Raw genomic sequence first — 21,155 nt, forward strand, 5'->3', positions numbered from 1 at the left:
GCAGCCCTGTCCCCCTCCCTTATTCCCCCTTCCGCATGTCCGGGGGCATGACGTCGAACCGATGGGGGCCGCAATCGCCGGGCACGACATCGCGCGTCATCGCGCATCATCGCGCATTGCTCCGACAGGGGGTCCCCGGATCCCGGGGTGATCCCGTCGCACCGTGACATGATGACATGGTGACATCGGGCCATGCCATCGCCCGGATGGCTGCGACCGATGGCGGCGGGCATCCAGGCCATATGGCGCCCCCTATCCGTTCGGGTTGACGGCCGGACGCCGCCCGCGCGCACCGCCCCTGCGCAGGGCGCAGCCCCCCGTCGCGATCGGCCATGGCAAGGGCTGCTGCTACAGGACAGGCAGGACGGCCGTGCCGACGCAGCGGCTCCGGATCCTGCTCCGGATGAACTCCGGATGGGGCGCCCTGCGGCGCGTCGGATGGCCCCGGTCTGTCCTTGCGTCAGAAGTGGCGCCGTCCCGCGATCCAGACCGATCGCACCGCGCGGTCGTCGCCCATCATGATCGTGGGGAACAGGGCCTCCCACAGGTTTCCGGCGCGCGCGGCCCGCTGGGCGATGGCCGGCGTGGAGGCCAGATCGAGGATCACCAGATCCGCTTCGGCCCCCGGCCCCAGATGGCCGATCACGCCGCCGAGGCGCATCGCACGGGCGGATCCTTCGGTGGCCAGCCACAGCAGCTGGGCGGGATGGATCGCATGACCGCGCAGCTGGGCGATCTCGTAGGCGGCGGCCATGGTGCGGAGCATGGAGAAGGACGATCCCCCACCGGTATCGGTGGCCAGGCCCACCGTGATGCCCCGGCCCTTGATCCCCGCCAGGTCGAACAGACCCGAGCCGATGAAGCTGTTGGAGGTGGGGCAGTGCACCACCGCCGCTCCCGTCTCGGCCAGCCTGTCGCGTTCGCGCGCGGTCAGATGGATGGCATGGCCGAACAGCGCCCCCTCGCGCAGGAGGCCGTGCCTTTCGTAGGTGTCGAGATAGTCTCGCGCCTCCGGGTGGAGCATGCGCACCCACTCCACCTCGTCGGTCTGTTCGCTCAGATGGGTCTGCATGAGGCAGCTGGGATGGGCGGCCCAGAGCGCCCCCAGCGCTTCGAGCTGCTCGGGGCTGGAGGTCGGGGTGAAGCGCGGCGTGACGGCATAGACCGCCCGGCCCGCCGTGCCAGCGCGCGATCAGGCGGGCGCTTTCGTCATGGGCGGTCTGCACCGTGTCGCGCAGGCCGTCGGGGCGTTGCGGTCCATGCAGGTTCGCCCGCCGGCGACGCGCATCCCCCGCGCCTCGGCGGCGGCGAACCAGGCATCCACGCTGGCCTCGTGGATGGTGCAGAAGCTGAGCAGGCTTGTCGTGCCATGCGCCAGGGCGAGATCGAGCGTGAGCTCGGCCTGTGCGCGGGCATAGGCGGGATCTGCAAGGCGCATCTCTTCGGGGAAGGTATAGCTGTTGAGCCAGTCGATCAGCCGCTTGCCCCAGGAGGCGATGATCCCCGTCTGGGGATAATGCATGTGGGCATCCACGAAGCCCGGCAGGATCAGGGCCTCGCCATGATCCGCCACGGCGGCGTCGGGATGGGCGCGTCGCAGGTCTGGCCCGTGGCCCAGGGCGACGATGTGGCCCCCCTCGATCAGCACGCCGCCCCGGCTGTCATGGCGCACGCACTCTTCCAGGGGCTGGCAGAAGGGATCGCCGCAGAAGGCAAGGGTCTGGCCGAGCAGGAGGGTTGTCATGGGATGGCAGCCTTAGCCGCTGCATGCCAGGCCGCAAGGGGAGAGGTTGCGGCGGCACGATGCATGGCTATGGTCCGGGGCGGGCCTCGGGCTCCTCGGCAGGCAGGAGGGCAGGACATGGACACCAGGCCGGACAGCACCATGGCCGATGACGAGGCCGACGATTTCGGCCTGCCCCCCGGCATCGTCGAGGATGTGCGCGAGGCGATCGAGGCCGGCGATTCGGCGCGTCTTCATGCCTTGCTCGATCCGCTTCATCCCGCCGATGTGGCCGATCTGCTCGAACAGCTCGACCAGCGCGAGCGGCGCGCGCTCCTCTCGCTCTGGCGGGGCGGGGTGGATGGCGAGGTTCTCTCCGAACTGGACGAATCGCTGCGCGAGGAGATCATCGAGGCGCTGCCCCCCGGCGAGCTTGCCCTGGCGGTGCGCGATCTCGAGACCGACGATGTCGTGGACATCGTCGAGGACCTCGATGCCGAAGGGCAGGAGGCGGTTCTGGGCGCGCTGGCCGCCGCCGATCGGATCGCGGTCGAGAAGGCGCTGGCCTATCCCGAATATTCCGCGGGCCGCCTCATGCAGGCCGAGGTGGTCCGCGTGCCCGAATACTGGACCGTGGGCGAGGCCATCGATTTCCTGCGTTCGGGTGTGGACCTGCCCGACCAGTTCTATCATGTCATCCTGGTCGATCCGCGGCTCAAGCCCGTGGGCTATGTCACCCTGGGCCGGATCCTGTCCTCGCCCCGCAGCACGCGCCTGCGCGACATCACCGAGGACAGTTTCCGCACCGTCCATGTGCGGGACGAGGAAGGCACCGTCGCGCATGTCTTCAACAAGTATCACCTCATCTCCGTCCCGGTCGTGGACGACGACGACCGCCTTGTCGGTGTCATCACCATCGACGATGCGATGACCGTCCTCGACGAAGAACATGAGGAAGACTATCTTGCCCTGGCCGGTGTGGACGAGACCTCCATCGGCGACCGGGTCTGGGAAACGGCCAAGCGCCGCTTCCGCTGGCTTCTGGTGACGCTGATCGCGGCCAATGTCGCCGCGCAGGTCATCGCTCAGTTCGAGGCGACCATCGAACAGATCGTGCTGCTTGCCGTGCTGATGCCCATCGTGGCCTCGATGGCGGGTAATGCCGGCACCCAGGCCGTGGCGACGGCCGTCCGGGCGCTGGCGACGCGCGATCTCAACCCCTCCAACGCCCTGCGCGTCGTTCGACGCGAGATCGGCGTCGGCCTGGTCAACGGCTTCGCCTTCGGAGCCATCATGGGGCTGGTCGTGCTGATCTTCTTCCACGAGCCGATGATCGGCCTCGTCATTGCCGTGGCGCTCTGGATCACCCTGACGCTGGCTTCGCTGGGCGGGGTGTTGGTGCCGCTGACGCTCAACCGCTTCGGCATCGATCCGGCGGTCGCCTCGGGGCCCTTCGTGACCACGGTCACGGATATCGTGGGGTTCTTCGTCTTTCTCGGGATTGCCACCATGGTGCTGCTGTGAAGGATCTTGCTTCCGTCAAGGCGACCGCCCGTGCCGAGGCCTTCGCGCGGCGGCAGGCCGCCTGGAAGGCCGGACATCCCGATCCCTCCGCCCTGCTGCGAGAGGTTCTGGCCCGCCACCGGGGCGAGGCCGTCGCCGGCTACTGGCCCATGCGCAGCGAGATCGACCCGCGTCCCGCCCTGGCCGAGGCCGCCCGCCACGGCCCTGTCGGCCTGCCCGTGATGGTGCGCAAGGGGGCGCCGCTGCGCTTTCGGGCCTGGAAGCCAGGTGTTCCCCTGGTGGAGGGGGGGTTCGGCACGCTGGTGCCGGAAGAAGGGGACTGGATCGTCCCGCGCGTCCTGGTCGTGCCGCTGGTGGCCTTCGACAGGCGAGGCGGGCGGCTGGGCTATGGCGGCGGCTTCTATGACCGGACGCTGGCGGCCCTGCGCGCGGCCGGGCCCGTGACCGCGATCGGCTTTGCCTGGGCCGCGCAGGAGGACAATTCCCTGCCTCTGGAACAGACCGATGCACTGCTTGACCTCGTGGTGACCGAGGCCGAGATCATCACCCCCGCGCGGTCCTGAGGCGCCGTTCCGATCCCGCCGTGACCGGCGATCAGAGCCCGGCCGTCAGGGCAGGTATTCGGCGGGGTCGGCGCTCTGCATGCCGCGGCGCACCTCGAAATGGAGGAAGGACGGATCGCCCGCGCGCACGCGCCCGATGACCTGTCCGCGCGTCACCCGGTCATCCTTGGCCACGGTCAGACGGTCGAGATGAGTATAGACCGTGAGCAGGTCCGGCGCATGGCGGATCACGACGATCTGGATCCCGTCGGTGTTGGTGGTGACGGCCGCCACGGTGCCGGCTTCGGCGGCCCGCACCTCGGCCCCCGCGGGGGCCCCGATGTCGATGCCTTCGTTGCGGCCTGGCGCATAGGCGCGGATGATCGGCCCCTGCACCGGCTGGGCCAGGCGGCTGGCGGGCTGGGCCGACTGCTGGCTGCCCAGATCCTGCTGCGGGGCGGCCGGAGGCTGGGCCGATGCAGGGCTGGGCTCCTCCTGCGGCAGGGGTGTGGCGGCGCTGGGCGGCACGGGTGTCGGGCTGCCCTGGCCGGGCTGGGTGCTGGCGGGCTGCACGGTGGCCGGGGTCGGCGGGATAAGCAGGAACTGCCCTTCCCGAACCGCAAGATCGGGGCCGAGCCCGTTCCATTCGGCGATGGTGCGGACGGGCACGCCATAGAGCCGGGCGATCGAATAAGCGGTCTCTCCACGGGCCACCTGGTGGCGCACGGGCTCCACCCCGCCGGCAAGATCCGGGGCGGCGGTCGCGAAGGGGACGGGTGTGGCCGATGCCGTGGCGGGCTGGGCGGTCTGGGCCGGGGCCAGCGGGGTCGTCGTCACGGGTGGGGCTGCCCGGTCGATCGCGGCCGAGGCCAGTCCGACCAGATCCGTTCCCGGGGCGACGGCTGCCGTGGTCGGAGTTCCGGTCGCTGGCGCCGCGGGGACGGGCCGGGGCAGGGCGATGATCTCGTCCCGCCGCAGGGGGGCATTCGGTTCCACACCGTTATAGGCGGCCAGTTCGGCGGCATCGATCCCGAGCCGCGCGGCGATCGAGGCCACCGTGTCGCCGCGCTGGGCCACGGCGACCTGATAGGTCGGATAGGTGATGACCCCGCGGGCATCCGGCGCGGGGCGGGCGGGCGCGGCCAGCGCGGCCTCGGTCGTCGAGAATCCCCCGCCGAGATCGCGCATGTCCACATCGAGCGGCCGGTCGCAACCTGCTGCCGCCAGCAGCAGCGCGGCACAACCCGCATGCAGGGAATTCGCCCGGATCCTCATCCGCCCGCCCTCGCTCCGTCCTGCCCCAGGGTCGTTGCCCCTTGTTCTGCGGCGCCTCAGTCCTGACCGAGCCCCTCGACGAGGGGGACGAAACGGACAGGGCGCAGCTCATCGTAGTCGAACGCCCTCTCCCCCTTGCGTGTCACACGCAAAAGGGTCTGCACCGTGTCGGACTGTCCGACCGGCAGGACCATGATGCCACCGATGCGCAACTGGGCCAAGAGGGGGCCGGGCGGGTCCTCGGCGGCGGCGGTCACGAGGATGCGATCGAACGGCGCCTGATCGGGCAGGCCATGACTGCCGTCCGCGACAAGCGCCGTGATCGTGTGCAGGCCCAGCGCCTCGAAGATCGTCCGTGCCTGCATCACGAGGCTGCGGAAACGGTCCACCGTGTAGACCCGCCGCGCCAGCAGCGCCAGGATCGCAGCCTGGTAACCCGATCCCGTCCCCACCTCGAGAACCTTGTCGCGGGGAGAGACATCCAGGGCCTGCGTCATCAGCCCCACGACCGAAGGCTGGGAGATCGTCTGCCCGCAGGCGATGGGCAGGGGCACATCCTCATAGGCGCGGGCGGCAAAGACGCCGCGGACGAACAGCGCGCGGTCGATCCGTTCCATCGCCGAAAGCACACGGGGATCCGTGACGCCCGCGCTGCGGAGCGCAAAGAGGAACTGCATGGTCCTCTCGGCATCGCGGGTCATGGTCCGGCCAGCCCCCTTGCCAGTTCGTCCAGCACATCATGCGCCGTCAGATCGGCACGGCACGGAGTCACCGCGATCAGACCATCGAGATTGGCCTCCACATCGGTGCCCGGCCCGGTCCGTTCGTCCTGGGCCCCACCGCGGACCCACAGGAAGCGCCGCCCGGTGGGCGAGATCTGGGATTCGACGACATGCCGGCTGCGGCTGCGGAAGCCCTGCCGCGTGACGGCAAGGCCCCTGACCTCGGAGGCCGCGCAGGGCGGAAGATTGACATTGTAGAACAGCCGGTAGGGCCCGTCGTCCCAGATCCCCCGATCGAGCAGGCGCCGCACGATGGCCGCGCCATGGACCGCCGCGGCCTCGAACGGATCCTCGAGCCGCACCGTCCGCGGCCCCATGAACTGGCTGATGGCGATGGCCGGCAGACCCTGCAGCGCCGCCTCCATCGCCCCGCCCAGGGTGCCGGAATACATCGCGTTCTCGCCGGCATTGTTGCCCCGGTTCACCCCCGACAGGACAAGGTCCGGGGGAGAGCCGGCCAGCACGTCATGAAGCCCCGCCAGAACGCAATCGGCGGGCGAGCCTTCCGCGGCAAAGCGGCGTTCGCCCAGTTTCGAGATCATGAAGGGATGGGTGTAGCTGATCGCATGGGCGACGCCCGACTGCTCGAAGGCCGGCGCGACGATCCACACCTCCCCCCGGGGGCCGGCGATCTCGGCCGCGATGGCCTCCATCGTGCGCAGGCCGGGCGCGTTGATGCCGTCGTCATTCGTGATGAGAATCCGCAAAGGCTCTGTCTCCCGCTGCCCTGCAGTCCTACGGGAGCAGGCGCCGCGGCTCAAGCAGAGAGGATGGCGGGCAGCAGGCGTCTGGCTTCCTCGCGCGGAGAGGCAAGCGCGCGGCGATCCTCTCCCGGGTAGAAGCGGGCCCGCAGGGCGGTGGCCATGGGGCGCGGGGCAAGGATCAGGACGCGCGGCCCGATCCGCTCGCCCTCGGCCTGCCAGCTCCGGGCGAGGGCGATCTGGGCGGCCTTGGTCGTGCCGTAATGGCCGAAGAACCGCTCGCCCCCGCGCGGATCGTCGAAGAACACGGCCCGGCCGCCGTCGCCCAGAAGCGGGGCCAGCACCTGGATCAGATCCGCCGTGGCCCGCAGGTTCACGGCGATCGACCGATCCAGATCCTTTGCCGCCAGATGCGGGGCCGGGGCGAGCGGGGCGGCATGGATCGCCGCATGGACCCACAGATCGAGCCGGCCCCAGCGGTCGAAGATCGTCCGGGCCAGCTGACGCATCGCGGCCGGCACCGTGACATCCATCGGCGCGAGCGTCGCCTCGCCGCCGGCGGCCCGGATCGCATCGTCGAGCTCCTCGAGCGCGCCCTGCGTGCGGGCCAGCGCCACGACATGATGTGTGGCCGCAAGCGCGAGGGCCAGCGCATGACCGAGCCCGCGCGAGGCCCCCGTGACAAGGGCGATGGGACGGCGGGACGGAACGGGGGGCTGTTCGGGCTGATCCATGCGGCGCCTCATGCCCCGCACGGGCGGCATGCGCAAGCCGACAGGTCGCGGGGATCAGCCGGCAATGGTCAGGATCGTCTCCCGCCCGCCCCGCTGCAGACGCAGCGAATCCGGCCCGATCGCAGACACAACGGCCCCGGCGACGACCTGGCCCGTCTCGACGCGCAGGATCTGCCCGCTGGCCAGCCGCACCAGCGCCGCCGAGGCTCCGGGGCTGTGGAACAGGCCGATCAGGGCCAGCCGGTCCGGGTCGAGCGCATCGGGCTGCGTGGCGGCCTCGGCCACTTCCGGCGGGACCGCGACAGGGCCGTCGGAGCGCGCGACCGGGCGCAGCGGCTCGGTCGGGGCATCGGCCATGGCCCCTTCGGGGGCGGCCTGCGGCAGATCCCGCGGACGGATCCGCGGTCGCAGCGGCCGAAGGGTGGATTCGTCCATGGGGTCCGTCTCCTCGACTGGGGGACGGCGGGGCCTGTCACATCGCGGGGCAGGGGGGGAACCACCCTCTTGCTGCGGCGCGGCATCTGCGCGGAGCCTTGCGCGGCAAGGCCCCCCCTTTCGGCGGGGAGTTGCCGATGGGAATCGGCTCAGCCCTGCCCGACCGCCTTCAGGCGGAACCCGGCCTCGATCATGTCGGCCGGTTCCACCGGATAATCCCCCGAGAAGCAGGCATCGCAGTAGCGGGGGCTGGCCGGATCGCGCCCGCCGGCCTCGCCGACGGCGCGATAGAGCCCGTCGAGCGAGATGAAGCGCAGCGAATGCACCCCCAGATGCCGGCGATCTCCTCCTCGGACATCGTCGCCGCCAGGAGCTTCTCGCGCTGGGGCGTGTCCACGCCATAGAAGCAGGGCCAGGCGGTGGGGGCGAAGCGATGCGGAAATGCACTTCCCGCGCGCCGGCATCGAGGATCATCTCCTTGATCTTGCGGCTCGTGGTGCCGCGCACGACGGAATCGTCCACCAGCACCACCCGCTTGCCGCGGATCAGGGCCCGGTTGACGTTCAGCTTGAGGCGCACCCCCATGTTGCGGATCTGGTCGGTCGGCTCGATGAAGGTGCGTCCGACATACTGGTTGCGGATGATCCCCATGCCGAAGGGAATGCCGCTTTCGGCGGCAAAGCCGATGGCGGCAGGGGTGCCGCTGTCGGGGACGGGACAGACGAGATCGGCCTCCACCGGCGCCTCGCGGGCCAGTTCCCGCCCGATGGCCTCTCGTGTCTCATAGACGGACCGCCCGCCGATCAGGCTGTCCGGCCTGCTGAAATAGACATGCTCGAAGATGCAGAAGCGGGGCCGGCGGGGGCGGAAGGGGAAATGGCTTTCGACGCCGCCTTCGGCGGTGATGACGACCATCTCGCCCGGCGCGACCTCGCGCACCAGATCGGCCCCGACGATGTCCAGTGCGCAGGTCTCGGAGGCCAGCACCCAGGCCGTGCCCAGCCGTCCGAGCACCAGCGGCCGGATGCCCAGCGCATCGCGGCAGCCCAGGAGCTTGGTGCGCGTCATCGCCACGACCGAGAAGGCCCCCTCACCTTGCGCAGAGCGTCTTCCATGCGGTCCACCATGGTGCGGCCCATCGATCGCGCCATCAGATGGATGATGACCTCGGTATCCGAAGAGGACTGGAAGATCGATCCGCGCTCGATCAGCTCGCGCCGCAGGGCGAGGGCATTGGTGAGATTGCCGTTATGGGCGATGGCCGCGCCGCCGATGGCGAACTCGCCGAAGAAGGGCTGCACGTTGCGGATGACCGCCGGTCCCTTGTCGCCCGATGTGGAATAGCGCACATGCCCGATGCCGATCGAGCCGGGCAGCAGATCCATCACTTCGCGCGAGGTGAAGTTGTCGCGGACATAGCCCATCCGCCGCGCCTGGTGGAAACCGGATCGGGGGTCATAGGTGACGATCCCGGCCGCCTCCTGCCCGCGATGCTGCAGGGCATGGAGCCCGAGCGCAACGAAGCTTGCGGCATCGGCGGCACCGATGATGCCGAAGACTCCGCATTCCTCGCGCAGGTGGTCGTCGTCGGCTGTGTCGAAAGGGGTTCCGGGCAACGGCATCGATCCGGCTCCGCGAGTCGGGGGGCGGCGCCTCCATAGGCCCGAGCGGCGCCACTGTCACGCACCCCTGTCGGGGGCAGGCCCGCCGGTCAGGCCGGCGCGCCGCAGGACCCCACGAGCTGTTCGTATTGCCGCGTGATCCAGCTCAGGGCGGCTTCGGGATTCTGCGCCTCGATGCGGTCTGTCAGACGCGAGAACACGGCCGCGGCGCGGCTGTCCTCGACCATGGGGATCGCCTGGGCCGCCAGCACGGTTTCATAGACGAAGAAGGCCACCGCCACGAGCAGCACGCCGCGGGCCACGCCGAACAGGAAACCCAGGCCCTGATCGAGCCCCCCCAGCGCCGAACGCTGGACCGCCCCGGAGAAGAGGGGCGTGAAGATCGCAAAGACCACGAGGGCGACGGCAAAGACCAGGGCGAAGGCCGCAATGATCGACAGCTCACAGGAATCGCCGATGAACTCGCCGATCACGGGAAGCTGTCGGACCAGAGGCTGGACCTGATCGGCCAGGATGAAGGCCAGGATCGCGGCGCCGATCCAGCCCGCGATGGCCAGCGATTCGCGCACGAAGCCCCGCGAATAGGCCAGCAGCGCCGAGACGACGATGATGGCCGCCACGACGCCGTCGATGATGGTGAAGCCTTGCATGCGTCCCTCGGCGCTCCTGTTGGCCGTTCTGTCCTATCCCCGAAGATGGCGCTGCACGGCGGAGGCAAGATCGGGCATTTCGCGCAAATCGAGGCCCGTCTTGGCCGCACGCCGGGGCAGTACCGGCAGGATGGCGGAGGTGAAACCAAGTTTCTGTGCCTCCTTCAACCGGTTTTCGGTCTGCGCCACCGGCCGCAGCGCCCCGGACAGGCTGATCTCGCCGAACAGGACGGTCTGCGGATCGAGCGCCCGCTGCGACTGGGCCGAGACCAGCGCCATCGCCACGGCCAGATCGGCCGCCGGTTCCGTGATGCGCAGCCCCCCGGCCACGTTGAGATAGACATCCAGCCCCGCGAAGCTGAGGCCCGCCCGCGCATCGAGAACGGCCAGGATCATCGCCAGCCGCCCCCCGTCCCAGCCGACGACGCTGCGCCGCGTCTGGCCCGGAGCCGCCGGCGCCACCAGCGCCTGGATCTCGCACAGGATGGGCCGCGTGCCCTCGATCCCGGCGAACACCACCGAGCCCGGCGCGGGCGTGCCCCGTTCGGCCAGGAAAAGGGCCGAAGGGTTGCGCACTTCCACAAGCCCCCGGCCTGTCATCTCGAAGACGCCGATCTCGTCGGCGGGGCCGAAGCGGTTCTTGACGGCGCGCAGGATGCGGAACTGATGGCCGCGGTCCCCCTCGAAATAGAGAACCGTATCGACCATGTGCTCGACCACGCGCGGCCCGGCGAGCGCGCCTTCCTTCGTCACATGACCCACCATCACGACGGCGATTCCCCGCCGCTTGGCCAGCGCGGTCAGCTCATGGGCGCAGGCCCGCACCTGGGAGACGGATCCCGGCGCCGATTCCACGGTATCGAGCCACATCGTCTGGATCGAATCGATGATGGCAAGCTGCGGGGCTTCGGCCTCGAGCGTGGCCAGAACGTCGCGCAGCGCGGTATGCGCCGCCAGATGCACGGGACTTTCGCTCAGGCCCAGGCGCCTGGCGCGCATCCGGACCTGGGCCGCCGATTCCTCGCCCGTGACATAGATCACCTTCAGACCATTGCGGGCAAAGCGCGCCGCCGCCTGCAGCAGCAGCGTGGACTTGCCGATCCCCGGATCCCCCCCCACGAGAATCGCCGATGCCGGAACCAGACCGCCCCCCAGCACGCGGTCAAGCTCGGCCACGCCCGCCTCGGTGCGCGGTGGGGGGGATTCGGCGGTGGCCAGGTCGGTCAGCGTCAGGATGCGCCCCTTTGGCGCGCTGCGCGGGCCGGGGGTGCCGGCCTCCTCGACCAGGGTGTTCCATTCGCCGCAGGCGTCGCAGCGCCCCGACCACTTCGGGTGGCGCGCACCGCAGGCCGTGCAGAGATAGGACAGATCGCGCGCCATGTCCCTGCTATCTGCGTCATGACAGGTCCGACCGCAAGGGCGGTGGCGGGGCAGGCGGGGCTCTTCTCATTCGGCCGCAGGCTTGGCCGTCATCGGCAGGACATTGTCGGGGCGCAGGACGGTCCGCTCCGGCGGGGTGGAGGAGGGCGTCGCCTCTGCCGCCATCGGGGCCGTCATCGCGGCGGGTTCTGCGCCCCGATCCGCCCCGATACCGGATCGGGCCGGGGACCGGTCGCCGATGCGGTAGCCGAGGGCCGGCAGGATCGACTGGAGCTGCTCGTCGAGCTGCGAGAGTTGCGAGGCCACCATCGCCTCCTCGAGCTCCACCTGGCTGTTCCAGCGCAGGATCTCGCGGCAGATGGCCAGCGCCTCCTGGATGCGCTTCTGCTGCTCCTCGGCCTCCTGCTGCCGCTGGGCAAGAAAGTCGCGGGCCCGGGCCACGCGCTCTTCCGAATAGATGGTGGCAAGGCGATGCGACTGCTGCGACATCTGTGCGGCAACCGTCAGGATGTCGGCCTCCAGCAGCTTGAGGTCCGGGTGGTCGCGCAGCCATTCCAGCCGCTCGCGGACCGCGTCGAACTCGCCCGAAAGGGTGAAGACGCCCTCGCGGTCGGCCATGTGCGCCGCGTGATAGGCTGCGGTCACATCCTTCATGGCGATGCGGAAATCCCGGTGCGACCGCTCCAGCGCCAGGACCCGCCAGCCTGATGGAAAGAAGGCGCAGATCAGGACCAGGAAGGCGGTCAGTCCGATCTGCACCGCCATGCCGAATGCGGGAAGCGGCCGATCCCCCCAGGCGGCCTCGAGCGACAGCCAGGGCCACAGGCCCAGGGCGGATCCCATCGTGACCCCTGCCATGCCTGCGGCGGCAAGGGCGATGACATGCTGGGACAGGGATTGCGCGATCCGCGCAAGGGGCATCAGGGAAGCGCCGATCGGCATGGCAGTCCTTTCCCTTGACAAGGCCCTCATGGGCGCAGGGTTCTTCCGCAGGGGAAATGCGCCCTGTCGGCCTGCGGTTCCGCCAGCGAAGCCCGCCGTGGCAAAAAATCCTGCGTTGAGGGAGCTCTGCGCTGCAGGGCCGGGTCACCGCAGGGTGGCGATGGGGCCATCCGCCCGGCCCGTGATGAACTGCGCGACATGGGGATCGTCGCTGGTCTCGAAGGCAGAGACGGGCCCCGTCCAGCGCAGCCGCCCGTCATGGAGCAGGGCGACCCGGTCGGCGACCATGCGCACCGTCGTCAGGTCATGGGTGATCGTCACCGCCGTGGCGCCCAGCGCGGTCACCTGTTCGCGGATCAGGCGGTTGATGACGGTCGCGAGGATCGGATCGAGCCCCGCCGTCGGCTCGTCGAAGAAGAGCACCGAAGGGCGCGCTGCGATGGCGCGGGCCAGGGCCGCGCGCTTCTGCATCCCGCCCGACAGCTCGGCCGGATAGAGATCGGCGACCCGCCCGGACAGGCCGACAGCGGCCAGCGCGGCCACGGCCCTTGCCCGCGCCTCGTTCGGGGGCATGCCGTCATGCAGCAGGCGGAAGGCCACATTGCGCCAGACGGGCAGGGAATCGAACAGCGCGCCGCCCTGGAACAGCATCCCGAAGCGCCGCAGGAAGGCCTCCGGTGCCCCCCCCGTCGCGTCCTGGCCATCCAGGCGGATGGTGCCCGCATCCGCCCGCATCAGGCCCAGGATGCAGCGCAGCAGCACGGATTTGCCCGTGCCCGATCCGCCGACGATCACGAGGCTTTCGCCCCGCGCCACATCGAGATCGATCCCGTCCAGAACCGGGGTTGCCCCGAAGGACTTCCGCAGACCGCGGACAGAGATGGCGGGCGTGCTCATGCGGCGAAGAAGGCTTCGGTCAGCAGCAGATTGGCCGCCAGGATCGCGATGGCCGCGGCGACCACGGCGCCCTTGGTGGCCCGGCCCACGCCCATCGCCCCCCGCCCCGAGGTCATGCCGAACCAGCAGCCCAGAAGCGCGCAGAGAAAGCCGAAAACCCCGCCCTTGACCAGGGAGGAGATCCAGTCCACCCGCTCGAGGAAATCGAGGCTGCTGCGCAGATAGGGGCCCGAGACATAGCCCAGCCGCTCGGTCGCCACGATCCAGCCGCCCATGATGCCGATCACGTCCCCCACCGCCACCAGCGCCGGCACGACGAGAGTTGCCGCCAGCACCCGCGGCAGCACCAGATATTTCAGGGGATGGGTCGAGAGCGTCACCAGCGCGTCGATCTGCTCGGTCACCTTCATCGTGGCGATCTCGGCGGCGATGGAGGAGGTGACGCGCGCCGCCACCATCAGCCCGACCAGCACGGGGCCGAGTTCACGCACCATCCCGATGGCGACGATCTGCGGCACGGCTTCCTGCGCGCCGAAGCGATCGCTGCCCGCATAGATCTGAAGCGCGAGCGCCCCCCCCGTGAACAGCGCCGTGAACCCCACCACCGGCAGCGACAGCCAGCCGATCTGGAAGAGCGCCCGCCCCAGCTCGCGCCCGTGAAAGGGGGGGCGGGCCAGATGGCTCAGCGTCCGCGCGGTGAAGATCGCGAGCCGCCCCGTGACCGCCAGCAGCCCCAGCGCCGGCGCGCCGATCCGCGCCAGCAGGCGGATCATGCCGCGTGATGCTGACGCGCATAGCGCGAGCCCAGGGCGGTCAGCACCTCATAGCCGATGGTTCCGGCGGCCCGTGCCAGATCGTCGATTCCCTGCTGCGGCCCGATCAGGGTGAGGGATTCGGGTTCCTCTTCGAGATCCGTCACATCGACGATGATCAGGTCCATCGACACCCGCCCCACGGCCGGGCAGGGCGTCTCGCCATGCCACAGCGTCAGCCGGCCCGTGAGGGCGCGGAAGATCCCGTCCGCATAACCCCCCGATACGGTGGCAAGCCGCGAGGGCCGCTGCGCCTGCCAGGCATTGCCATAGCCGGCAACCTCTCCCGCCTGAAGGTCGCGGATCTGGATCACGGGCAGATCCAGGGCAACCACGGGATGCGCATGATCGAAGGGCAGCCCCCCGTAGAGGCCGATGCCGGGACGGCACAGATCGAAGGCATAGTCGGGGCCGAGCAGAATGCCCCCCGTCGCCGCCAGCGAGCGCGGCACCCCCGTCCCGTCCGTCATCTGGCGGAAGAGATCGAGCTGATAGCCGTTCATCGGATGGTCGGGCTCGTCGGCACAGGCGAGATGGCTCATCAGCAGCACGGGCCGCTGCTCGAGAGCGATCTCGGCCACGGCGGCCCATTCGGACCATTCCATCCCGAGCCGGTTCATGCCCGTATCGAGCTGGATGCCGAAGGGATGGCCGGGCAGCGCCTCGAGATGCCGGGTCAGCTGATCGAGCGAATTGATCATCGGCACCAGATCGGCTTCGGCCAGGGCCGCCGTATCTCCCGCCATGTGGCCGGCAAAGACCAGGATCTCGGGCCCCGGCCCGAGACTGCGGCGCAGGGCGGCGCCCTCTTCCGCCACGGCGACGAAGAAGCGCCGGCACCCCGCCGCGGCCAGCGCCTGTGCCACGGGGACTGCGCCCAGGCCATAGGCATCCGCCTTGACCACGGCGCCGCATTCGACCCGTGCAAGGGCGGCCAGCGCCCGCCAGTTCGCCACGATGGCAGAAAGATCGACATGAAGGCGCCCGGTGCCCATGGGCGCCGTTGTGGCAGGCAGGGCCGGGCGGGGCAAGGGGTCGCGTCACGGCCGGCGATCGGGCGCTGGCGATCTTGTGAACGACCGGGCCATTGCGGCATGGCGTGAATTGCGTGCCTACAGGCAGGGAACATGGCCTGCCCTCTGACCGCTGGCGGGGCCCGGCCCTGACAAGCAGGCAGGCTGAACCTATCTCCCCGGGGACACCGAAACCAAGGAGGGCAATGATGCGCCGTCGATCGCTTCTGATGGGTCTGGGCCTTCTGTCCCTCACGGGGCCGCGGCTGCTGCATGCGCAGGAGGCCGAGACGCTCGAACTGCTGGTCGGCACCGGCGATCCTGGCCTCTCTCCCGCAGGATCGGTACCGGAGGATCCGCTGGCTGACAGCCATGCCCTGCCCCGGATCGTGCCGGCTCCGCCGGGCAGCCTGCCCGGCGAGATCCATGTCTATCCCGATGACTTCGTCCTCTACTGGACTATCTCGGACGGGCTGGCGCTGCGTTATGACGTGGGCATCGGCCGCGCCGGCCTCTACGAGGCCGGAGAGTTCACCGTGGGCGCCAAGAAGGAATGGCCGTCCTGGACCCCTACCCCGGAGATGATCGCGCGCGAGCCCGAACGCTATGCCCGCTGGGCCGACGGCATGCCGGGCGGGCCCGACAACCCGCTGGGTGCGCGTGCCCTGTATCTGTTCACCCCCGAACGCGGCGACACGATGCTGCGCATCCACGGCACCAACGCGCCCGAGACGATCGGCACTGCCGTTTCGAATGGCTGCGTGCGCCTCGTGAACGAAGATATCATCGATCTTTACGAACGCGTGCCGCTTCATGCCCGGGTGGTGCTGCATCCCAAGGGCGTCTCGTCCGATCCGGGATCCGGGGAGGAGACCGGGGATGCGATGGCCGCGTCCGCGCCCTTCCCGCCGGCCGAGGTGCTGCCGTTCCCGGCCCAGTCCGCCTTGCCCCCCCGCGCCGTCCCCGGCGCCTGTGGCACCGGCGCTCTCGGTGTTCGAGACGGGCGGCCTCTACTGATCGGGCGAGCCGAGACGGCCCCGCACGACCCCCGGGGGATGCGCTGAAGGCCGGGCTGCGCCGTTCCGGGCCGGCCCGTTCCGCCCCGCGCCGGTCAGCGCTCCTCGCCCTGCCAGGGCTTGGCCAGATTGCCGAAGCGGGTGAAGCGCCCGTCGAAGCTCAGCTCCACGGTGCCGATGGGGCCGTGGCGCTGCTTGCCGATGATCACCTCGGCCTTGCCGTGCACGCGCTCCATCTCCTCCTGCCACTTGGCCATCCGCTCGATCTCGTGCTCGCCGGGCTTCTCGCGCTCCTTGTAGTATTCCTCGCGGAACACGAACATCACCACATCGGCGTCCTGTTCGATCGAACCCGATTCGCGCAGATCCGACAGTTGCGGCCGCTTGTCCTCGCGGCTTTCCACCTGCCGCGAGAGCTGCGACAGCGCGACCACGGGGATGTCCAGCTCCTTGGCGATGGCCTTCAGCCCCTGCGTGATCTCCGATACCTCGTTGACACGGCTGTCGCGGGCCGTCGCCGGCCGCACGAGCTGGAGATAGTCCACGAACAGCACATCGAGCCCATGCGTCCGCTTGAGCCGGCGCGCCCGCGCCGCAAGCTGGCTGATCGGGATCGCCGCCGTATCGTCGATGAAGAGGGGGCAGGCCTCCAGATCCCGCGCCGCGGCGACGAAACGGCGGAACTCCTCTTCGGTCATGTCTCCCCGCCGGATCTGCTCGGAGGGGACCTCGGCCGCCTCCGACAGGATCCGCGCGGCAAGCTGCTCGGCACTCATCTCGAGCGAGAAGAACCCCACCACGCCGCCGCTCACCGTGCCTTCGCTGCCGTCAGGCAGCCGTCCCCGCCGGTAGGCCTTCGCGATGTTGAAGGCGATGTTGGTGGCCAGCGAGGTCTTGCCCATCGACGGGCGCCCCGCGAGGATCAGCAGGTCCGACTTGTGCAATCCGCCCAGCTTGCGGTCGAGATCGACCAGTCCGGTGGAAATCCCCGCCAGGCCCCCGTCGCGCTGATAGGCGGCATTGGCCGATTGCACGGCATCGGTGACCGCGCGCAGGAAGCTCTGGAAGCCCGTCTCGCTCCGCCCCTGATCGGCCAACCGATAGAGCGCCTGTTCGGCTTCGACGATCTGCTCCTCGGGGCTGCTCTCGATCTCCACCCGCGCGGCGCGGTCGGTGATCTCGCGCCCCAGCCGGATCAGCTCGCGCCGCGTGGCGAGGTCGCGGATGAGCTGGGCATAGTCGCGCGCCGCGAAGGAGGAGATCGCCGCCGCGGCCAGCCGCGCCAGATAGGCCGGCCCGCCCAGCGCCCGCAGCCCCTCGTCGCCTTCGAGAAAGGCCTTGAGCGTGACGGGCGAGGCCAGCGCGTTTTTCTGGATGCGCGCGGCGGCCACCTCGTAGATGCGGGCATGGACAGGGTCGAAGAAATGCTCGGGCGAAAGGATGGCGCTCACCCGATCGAACACGTCGTTGTTGGTGAGGATCGCCCCCAGAACCTGCTGCTCGGCCTCGATGTTGTGGGGCAGCGGCTCTGTCCCGGGGGAGGGGGGCTCGGCCGGCAGGCGCGGCCGGAAGGGCGCGATCTCGGTCATGGCTCGATCCTCTCGCGGGCAGACCGCCCTTATGCCGGAGATTACGCCCGTGCGAACAGGGGGGGAACAGGGATTCCTGTGGACCGTGTCGGCGGAAGCTGGGGACGATCCTGTGGATAACGCCCGCGCGCCCCGGGTGGGAGGGGGGGATGAAGAAGGGCCCCCGATTCCCCGCCGGCCTGCCCCGCCGGCCTGCCCCGCCGCCGCAGGGCCGCCGGAGGGCCGCAGGGGGCCGCGCCCCTGTCCGCTCAGGGCAGGAGCACCGTCGCCCCGGTCGTGGCGCGCGCCTCGAGAGCGCGATGGGCTGCGGCCGCCTCCGCCAGGGGGCGGCGCTGGTCGATGCGGGGTCGGATCGCCCCCGAGATCACCTTCTCGAACAGTTCCGCCGCCATGCGGCGCAGCACGGCGGGATCGGCGATATGGGTGAACAGCGTCGGCCGCGTGAGCATCAGCGACCCCTTGGCGGCCAGCAGGCCGATGTCGAAGGGCTCCACCTTGCCGCTTGCATTGCCGAAGGAGATCATCGTGCCCAGCGGCCGCAGCGCGTCGAGCGAGGCGATGAAGCTGTCGCGCCCGACCCCGTCCATCACCACATCCACGCCCCGCCCGCCTGTCAGGCGCCGCGCCTCGGCCGCGAGGTCCTGCGTCCGCATGTCGATGGTCTCGGCGGCGCCATGTTCGCGGGCAAGGGCGCATTTCGCGGCGCCCCCCGCGGCACCGATCAGCCGGATCCCCTCGCTGCGGGCCCATTGGCAGGCGATCAGGCCGGTGCCCCCGGCGGCCGGCAGGAACAGAACCGTGTCGCCGGGCCGGATCGGCACCGTGCGGCGGAACAGGTAATGGACCGTGAGGCCCTTGAGCATCACCGCCGCGGCCTCCTCGAAGGAGATCGCATCGGGCAGCTTCACGAGAGGGGCCGCCGGCATCACCCGCGCCTCGGCATAGGCGCCCAGGGGGCCGCCGGCATAGGCGACGCGGTCGCCGGGGGCGACATGCTCCACCCCTTCGCCGACCGCCTCGATCACGCCGGCGCCCTCGGACCCGAGGCCCGAGGGCAGCGACAGCGGATAGAGGCCGGAACGGTGGTAGATGTCGATGTAGTTGACGCCGATGGCATGGTGACGCAGCAGCACTTCCCCCGGTCCGGGCGCGGGCAGCGGCCGATCCTCCCAGGCGATGGCCTCGGGGCCGCCGGTGGCGTGCAGGACAGCGGTGCGGGCAACGGACATGCGCGGAACTCCCCTTTCCGGGCGGATGCGCCACCCTGTCCCGTCAGGCCGCGGCCTGCAAGCGGCGCTCAGCGATAGACCTGCCCTTCGCCGGGGAAGGCGCGGGCGCGCACCTCATCGGCATAGCGGCGCACCGCATCCTCGATCTGTTCGGCCAGGGCGCCGTAGACCTTGACGAATTTCGGCGGACGCGGGTTCAGCCCCAGCATGTCCTCGAGCACGAGGATCTGCCCGTCGCAGGCAGGCGAGGCGCCGATGCCGATGGTCGGGATCGGGCAGGATGCCGTGATCCGTGCGGCCAGCGGCTCCACCATGCCTTCGAGAACCACCGCAAAGGCCCCCGCCTCGGCCACGACGCGGGCATCCTCCTCATGCAGCGGCCAGGTCTCCTCGTCGCGGCCCTGGGTCCTGAACCCGCCCATGACATGGCTGGACTGCGGGGTGAGACCGATATGCGCCATGACGGGAATGCCCCGCTCGGTCAGAAAGCGGATCGTTTCGCCCATCCGCCGGCCGCCCTCGATCTTGACCGCGCCGCAGCCTGTCTCCTTCATCACATGGGCGGCGCTGCGGAAGGCGGCCGAGGGGCTTTCCTCGTAGGAGCCGAAGGGCAGGTCCACGACCACGAGCGCCCGCTTCGTCCCGCGCACCACCGCCTTGCCATGCATCACCATGAGGTCGAGCGGCACGCCCACCGTGCTCTCCATCCCGTGCATCACCATGCCCAGGCTGTCGCCGACCAAGATGATCTCGGCATGGCGGTCGACGATGGCGGCGGTATGCGCATGATAGGAGGTCAGGGCCACGATCGGCTCTCCCCCCTTGCGGGCGCGGATCTGGGGCACGGTGATGCGGCGGATTGCGGTCTGCGCAGGCTGGGTGCTCATGGCCTGTCCTCCGGGGGATCGATCGGGGGGTCGATCTCGCGCTGGTCGATCAGCAGGACGCCGTCCACCTCGGCCGACAGCATGATGCCGGCCCGCCGGGTGATGGCTTCCGTCACGGGGGCAAAGCTCTCGGCATCGACGATGTCGAGCCCGCGCAGGGTGGCCCGAGGCTCGGCGGCGACCGTCTCGCGGATCGCCTCGGCCAGGCGCTCGGGGGGGGCGCCGGCGGCGGCGAGCCTCTCGGCCCGGTCCAGGGCACGGCTCAGGACCAGGGCTGCGGCCCGCCCCTCGGGCGACAGGCGTGCATTGCGCGAACTGAGCGCCAGCCCGTCCGGCGCCCGCACCGTGGGCACGCCCCGAATCGCCACCGGCAGGAACAGGTCGCGGACCATGCGGCGGATGACGGCCAGTTGCTGATAGTCCTTTTCGCCGAACAGGGCGATGTCGGGGCGGACGATGTTGAACAGCTTCAGCACCACCGTCGCCACGCCACGGAAATGCCCCGGCCTGACCGCCCCGTGGAACACCCCCGCCAGACGGAGCGTCTCGACGATGGTTTCGTCCCCTTCGGGATAGATCTCGGCGACATCGGGGGCAAAGAGCGCATCCACGCCCGCGCCTTCCAGCATCGCGCGGTCTGCCTCCAGCGTGCGGGGATAGGCGGCCAGATCCTTCGGATCGCCGAACTGGGTGGGGTTGACGAAGATCGAGACGACAACCCGTTCCGCCGCCATCCGTGCCGCCGCGACCAGCGCCATATGGCCTTCGTGCAGGGCCCCCATCGTCGGGACGAGGGCGACGCGGCCCTGCCAGCCTTCGCGCAGGCGGCGCATTGCGGCGACAGTCGCGCAGGTTTCCATGACATGCCCCCCCGATTCCTGTCTTAGGTCCTGCGCCGCGGCGCGGCAAGACGGGGTCCCGCCGCGAAAGGGTCACAAGGCCGCCCCGCCCGCATCATGGAAGGTCCTCAGCCTGATCTGTGCCGCGCCGACCGTCGCGCGGCAAGGGAGGGCAGGGCAACGGAGGACATGTCATGCGCAGAAGGGCGGTTGCGGTTCTGGGCCTTGGCCTGCTGCTGATCGCGGGATCGGCGGGCAGGATCGGCTGGCAGGTTCTGGACGGGGAAAAGGCCGGTATGACCCTGTCCGTGTTGCCCGTGCGGCATGACGCCGGCAGCCGGCAGGCCCCTGCGCTGATTCCGGCCGCGATTCCGACCGTGTCGGCGGCCCCCTCCCCCGGGACGGTGGAGGCCTCGCCGCCCCTCGAGGACATGACGGGGGGACAGGGGCGATGGCATGCCCCGTCCGCCTGTCCGCCGCGGTGTCGAGGGTGCGGCCGCGGGCTTTGCCTGCACCTTCGAAGGGGGCGCGCGCCGCTGCCGTGCGGGGGGCTGATCGCCCTC

Annotated in this window: 17 protein-coding genes and 3 pseudogenes; 3 read left to right on the plus strand and 17 right to left on the minus strand. The window is 70.2% G+C overall.

Annotation, left to right across the window (positions count from 1 at the left end):
• Window positions 1-460 precede the first annotated feature (460 nt).
• Window positions 461-1,744 (minus strand): annotated as a pseudogene (gene guaD / locus RUTHE_RS00295) (guanine deaminase).
• Between the two features lie 117 nt (window positions 1,745-1,861).
• Between guaD and mgtE the strand changes: the two are divergent.
• Window positions 1,862-3,247, plus strand: a complete 1,386-nt coding sequence (gene mgtE / locus RUTHE_RS00300) for a magnesium transporter (RefSeq protein ID WP_021096211.1) — start codon at window positions 1,862-1,864, stop codon at window positions 3,245-3,247.
• A complete protein-coding gene (locus RUTHE_RS00305; RefSeq protein WP_021096212.1) occupies window positions 3,244-3,810 on the plus strand; it encodes a 5-formyltetrahydrofolate cyclo-ligase in 567 nt (188 codons plus the stop codon). Before mgtE ends, RUTHE_RS00305 begins: the two co-directional genes overlap by 4 nt.
• A gap of 45 nt (window positions 3,811-3,855) precedes the next feature.
• On the opposite strand, the gene RUTHE_RS00310 is transcribed toward RUTHE_RS00305, so the two are convergent.
• The 12 genes and pseudogenes from RUTHE_RS00310 to alr form a co-directional block, all read right to left on the minus strand.
• On the minus strand, window positions 3,856-5,064 hold the full coding sequence (locus RUTHE_RS00310; RefSeq protein WP_021096213.1) for a peptidoglycan DD-metalloendopeptidase family protein: 1,209 nt from the start codon (window positions 5,062-5,064) through the stop codon (window positions 3,856-3,858).
• A 56-nt stretch (window positions 5,065-5,120) separates the two neighbouring features.
• Complete coding sequence (locus tag RUTHE_RS00315) at window positions 5,121-5,765, minus strand: protein-L-isoaspartate(D-aspartate) O-methyltransferase (protein ID WP_021096214.1); 645 nt, start codon at window positions 5,763-5,765, stop codon at window positions 5,121-5,123.
• Window positions 5,762-6,553 (minus strand): 5'/3'-nucleotidase SurE, encoded by a 792-nt coding sequence (gene surE, locus RUTHE_RS00320; protein WP_021096215.1) that lies wholly within the window; start codon window positions 6,551-6,553, stop codon window positions 5,762-5,764. Before surE ends, RUTHE_RS00315 begins: the two co-directional genes overlap by 4 nt.
• A gap of 50 nt (window positions 6,554-6,603) precedes the next feature.
• A complete protein-coding gene (locus tag RUTHE_RS00325; protein WP_021096216.1) occupies window positions 6,604-7,281 on the minus strand; it encodes an SDR family NAD(P)-dependent oxidoreductase in 678 nt (225 codons plus the stop codon).
• 54 nt (window positions 7,282-7,335) lie between these two features.
• Complete coding sequence (locus RUTHE_RS00330; RefSeq protein ID WP_040644814.1) at window positions 7,336-7,716, minus strand: hypothetical protein; 381 nt, start codon at window positions 7,714-7,716, stop codon at window positions 7,336-7,338.
• A 149-nt stretch (window positions 7,717-7,865) separates the two neighbouring features.
• A pseudogene (gene purF / locus RUTHE_RS00335) lies at window positions 7,866-9,338 on the minus strand (amidophosphoribosyltransferase).
• 89 nt (window positions 9,339-9,427) lie between these two features.
• Window positions 9,428-9,988, minus strand: a complete 561-nt coding sequence (locus tag RUTHE_RS00340; RefSeq protein ID WP_021096219.1) for a CvpA family protein — start codon at window positions 9,986-9,988, stop codon at window positions 9,428-9,430.
• A 33-nt stretch (window positions 9,989-10,021) separates the two neighbouring features.
• Entirely contained in the window at window positions 10,022-11,368 is a 1,347-nt protein-coding gene (radA, locus tag RUTHE_RS00345; protein WP_021096220.1) for a DNA repair protein RadA, read from the minus strand.
• 66 nt (window positions 11,369-11,434) lie between these two features.
• Window positions 11,435-12,310: a hypothetical protein gene (locus RUTHE_RS00350; RefSeq protein WP_021096221.1), complete on the minus strand. Its 876-nt coding sequence runs from the start codon at window positions 12,308-12,310 to the stop codon at window positions 11,435-11,437.
• Window positions 12,311-12,454: 144 nt separating this feature from the next.
• Window positions 12,455-13,207, minus strand: coding sequence for an ABC transporter ATP-binding protein (locus tag RUTHE_RS00355; RefSeq protein WP_021096222.1), 753 nt, complete (start codon window positions 13,205-13,207; stop codon window positions 12,455-12,457).
• Window positions 13,204-13,980 carry an MlaE family ABC transporter permease gene (locus tag RUTHE_RS00360; RefSeq protein ID WP_021096223.1) on the minus strand — a complete coding sequence of 259 codons (777 nt, stop codon included), beginning with the start codon at window positions 13,978-13,980 and terminating at the stop codon, window positions 13,204-13,206. The genes RUTHE_RS00355 and RUTHE_RS00360 overlap by 4 nt, the downstream gene beginning before the upstream one ends.
• Entirely contained in the window at window positions 13,977-15,014 is a 1,038-nt protein-coding gene (gene alr / locus RUTHE_RS00365) for an alanine racemase (RefSeq protein WP_021096224.1), read from the minus strand. The genes RUTHE_RS00360 and alr overlap by 4 nt, the downstream gene beginning before the upstream one ends.
• Before the next feature lie 227 nt (window positions 15,015-15,241).
• On the opposite strand from alr, the pseudogene RUTHE_RS17220 reads away from it, so the two are divergent.
• Window positions 15,242-15,871, plus strand: a pseudogene (locus tag RUTHE_RS17220) (L,D-transpeptidase); the annotation flags it as partial.
• Window positions 15,872-16,143: 272 nt separating this feature from the next.
• Here RUTHE_RS17220 and RUTHE_RS00375 read toward each other — a convergent pair.
• The 4 genes from RUTHE_RS00375 to panC all read right to left on the minus strand — a co-directional run bounded on the left by RUTHE_RS00375 (window position 16,144) and on the right by panC (window position 20,613).
• On the minus strand, window positions 16,144-17,637 hold the full coding sequence (locus RUTHE_RS00375) for a replicative DNA helicase (RefSeq protein WP_021096226.1): 1,494 nt from the start codon (window positions 17,635-17,637) through the stop codon (window positions 16,144-16,146).
• A gap of 248 nt (window positions 17,638-17,885) precedes the next feature.
• Complete coding sequence (locus RUTHE_RS00380; protein WP_021096227.1) at window positions 17,886-18,866, minus strand: quinone oxidoreductase family protein; 981 nt, start codon at window positions 18,864-18,866, stop codon at window positions 17,886-17,888.
• 68 nt (window positions 18,867-18,934) lie between these two features.
• Window positions 18,935-19,753 (minus strand): 3-methyl-2-oxobutanoate hydroxymethyltransferase, encoded by an 819-nt coding sequence (gene panB / locus RUTHE_RS00385; RefSeq protein ID WP_021096228.1) that lies wholly within the window; start codon window positions 19,751-19,753, stop codon window positions 18,935-18,937.
• On the minus strand, window positions 19,750-20,613 hold the full coding sequence (panC, locus tag RUTHE_RS00390; RefSeq protein ID WP_021096229.1) for a pantoate--beta-alanine ligase: 864 nt from the start codon (window positions 20,611-20,613) through the stop codon (window positions 19,750-19,752). The genes panB and panC overlap by 4 nt, the downstream gene beginning before the upstream one ends.
• Window positions 20,614-21,155 lie beyond the last annotated feature (542 nt).

It is taken from the genome of Rubellimicrobium thermophilum DSM 16684 (genome assembly GCF_000442315.1).
GTDB lineage: Bacteria > Pseudomonadota > Alphaproteobacteria > Rhodobacterales > Rhodobacteraceae > Rubellimicrobium > Rubellimicrobium thermophilum.